Here is a 3506-nt window from a genome sequence, read left to right on the forward strand (position 1 = left end):
GTGAATTCGGTTAAGTCTTCTGTTTTTTCGATATAATTGGTTTCTCTTTCCAGAACCTGACGATGATAAAATCCCCCAAATCCAAAATTAATGGATTGATTTAGAGGGATGTTAAACCTGCTGAAAAAGTCTGCAGTCGAGATTTTATAATCACCGTGATCATCAATCAGATCATATTCGGAATCTATTTGTTTCCAATCGACAACAAGGGTATCGGTGAGCGTAGCTGTTTGTTCTGTGTTCAATTTACATTCTTCCAAGAATTCATAATCTCCTGAACCAAATCCAAAACTCGAACCGATTTCCCAGAAGCCATCATTTTTTCTTTGATCTTGTTTATCGAATACATTTCTAACAGAAAAACCGATAGTATTCGAACTTCCGCTTTCATCTCTGACCATTTCATAAGAATCGGTAATTATCCCGGTTTCCAGATCTTGGTTATTCAAGCTGTCGGGAACACCTAATTCAGTGTAATCTCCAGAATAATTGTCATTTATTTGAACCTTACCCATAACCAGTTGTTGATGGATTAGATCAAATCTGAATTCCGGATTTATTCCTTTAATAGCAAATTCTCTCATAAAAGCCAGGTTAAATCTTAAATTAGAATTTTCGTTTATCGTTGTGAAATCACCTTTTTCGGAAAAGTTGAAATCCGAGTATTCATCTTCCATTAAATAGTTGTATGTAGATTCATCAAATCCGTGATCGTTCCAATTTACTCCCTGTAGATAACCTCCGAAATTCCAGATTCCCATATCCTCTGCTGCTTCATCATCTTCATCTTTCTGTTTATCACAAGTAAATTTCAAACCGATCGTGTTTTTTCCGAAAATGAAATTATTATTAAAAACAAATCCGATTCGATTGCTGATATCGTAATTTTTATATTTACCGGAAAAAAGGGTTTGATTATCAAAAAGTCCATCACCGTTTGAATCGAAGTAATTTGTGGTTTTCCTTTCAAATTCTCCGATACCACCATTAGCGAATTCTGATATTTTAGAATCTCTGATCCTGAATAGAAAAGCATGTTTAAGTTTTTTTGAGAATGGATTTTGAAATGACATTCCGAGAGGAAGTTCAGTTAGGAAAGGTTCATTTTGTTCAGTCCAATCTCCTTCATTTTCACGGTAGAAACTATTAAAATCTGCTAAATTGGAGAAGAAAAAAGTTCCCTCGATGAATTTTAAATCTATTGGATCATAGATAAGATCCCAATCATCTTCAATGATATTTGCACAAGATTGACTGCGAATCGAAACAGGTTCCTGAGCAGATAACGAAGAAAACAAAACTAACATAAAAAGTATGATTATAAACATTGGTTTTCTCATTTTCAATCCTCCTTTTACCAGGTTACCTGGATATTATCGAGATACGCATATCCATAAGAACCGGTATCATATTCCCATTGAAGTGTTATCTGGGAATTTTCACCAGTATAATAAGTAGTATATCTATAAAACCAATTGTAACCACCATCCCAATCGAGTTGATAATATCCGTTTATATACAGATCGCCATCTCCACTCGTATCACCTTCTCTGGTATAAAAAGAAATTGTGATATAAGTGTATTCCGGGACATCTAACGTAGCTTCAAGATGATAAGTTTCATAATATGAACTCGGGCACCTTATACTGTAATTACTTTCAAAAGCGTCTTCATCTGTTATATACCAGTTTCCGTATGTTTCCCAGTAGGATTGAACGATACCCATTTCAAAATCATCGTTAATTCCATTCATTTCGGAAAGAACTACAACTTCTTCATTTGAATATTCAGTATATTCGATCTCTTCATAATCATTAAAAGCCCGAATTCGATAAGTGATCGTGTCTCCATATTCAAATTCGGTGGTGTCATTATCAGTATATTCCGTAATATCTTTTTCTACTTGAGCTATTTTAGTAAAATCTTCGGAATTAATTTTGCGCTCGACATCAAAACCATTCTCGATAGATGATTGATCTGTCCATTCCAGAAAAACTGATTTTGAATCGAACATCTGAGAAGCGAAAAGATCGGAAGGCGGTTCAAACAAAATCATAAAAGGATTGCTTTCAATTTCTGGCGTATCATCTTCCCAATCATTAGTAGCTCGAACTCTAAATTGATAAAAATGCTCATTATCCAGATTTGAGATAATCTTGTTTGTTACATTTTTATCTACTTCTAAGGAATCCATATTTATATAAACCTGTGAATCGACATCTAGAGTATCGACAAGAATAACGAAAGCTGTTTCCGATTCCGAATTATCCAACCAGGATAATTCTACTATTGTCGAACTTAATCCGGTTGCATCGATACTATCCGGAGCTAACCATTTTGGTGTTTTAATCTGAACTTCGTCGATTTTATGTGTTCCCTGTTCAACTATCGAAGCAATTTTGTAAGTATAATATTGATTTTGAGTAAGAGCCATATCGGTGAATGTGGTTAAGTTTTTATCAATGATGGTTTCTAACTGAGTAATCCGGTTTCCTTCTTCAAAAACTTCTACTTCGACATTATCGATCAAACCATATCCATAATAACCGGTATAATATCTCCATTCTAAAGTAATAGACGAATATGAACCTGTATAATAGTAAAATGTAAAATAATCCCAACTTTCATAGTCATACCAGTAATCTTGCGTTGAACCGTTGATTCTAAAACTACCTTCACCGTCAGTACTACCGTATGCCCAGAAAGAAATAAAAATATAGGAATTTTCAGCAACATTGATTGTGGTTTCTAAATATTCATACCCGTAATTTCCACTGTAAGAACGAGCACAATAATTACCTTCATAACTATTCTGGTTGGTAACATACCAGCCACCAAAATCTCCGTAAGTTGTCCATGATCCTGGTAGTGAACCGCCTTCAAAACCTTCAAAAGAATAATCAGGTTCACCTTCCTCCCGGAAGATATTATAACACAAAAAATCTGCATCTGTACTTGCTGCCCAATCAAGACTTACCCTGTCTGTCCTGATGTTGCCATTGTAATAGCCAACCGAAAAATCGACCCCGTCGGTTAGAACGGAAGTATCGATAGTGGGATAAGAATTCGGTTCCGATAGTTCATGATGAGTGAGATCAAGTGGTGTTTTTTTACAACAAGACCAGAATGTTATGCTAACAATAATAATTAGCATAATGAACGATAACTTACAAATCTTCATAACATACCTCCTCGAATATTTTTAAAGTGTATAATTAACAAAATTTCTGCGATGGTTTTTATGTAAGAACGTGTTCAGAAATTTTCCAACACACTTCTGATTTTCTTTTATATTTTGCTATTGTGAAGTGTCAACAAAAAAATTTAAAAATGTCAAAGATTTGTTAGAATTCTGGAAACAAAATATTATTTAAATCTCTTTCTCTCTCTATAAAGCATCATCAGAGTAACAATTGTAGCTAAAACATCAGAAACCGGAAAAGCAAACCAGATACCATCGAGATGAAAAAATCCGGGAAGGATCAAGATCAAAGGGATAAGGAAAA

2 protein-coding genes are annotated in these 3506 nt (G+C 34.3%); both read right to left on the bottom strand.

The window, feature by feature from the left end:
• Positions 1 to 1340: hypothetical protein (locus ENL20_11160; GenBank protein ID HHE39110.1), on the bottom strand; the 1340-nt coding region annotated here is incomplete at its 3' end.
• A 14-nt stretch (positions 1341 to 1354) separates the two neighbouring features.
• Entirely contained in the window at positions 1355 to 3181 is a 1827-nt protein-coding gene (locus ENL20_11165) for a hypothetical protein (protein HHE39111.1), read from the bottom strand.
• Positions 3182 to 3506 lie beyond the last annotated feature (325 nt).

The sequence above is a fragment of the Candidatus Cloacimonadota bacterium genome, assembly GCA_011372345.1.
GTDB lineage: Bacteria > Cloacimonadota > Cloacimonadia > Cloacimonadales > TCS61 > DRTC01.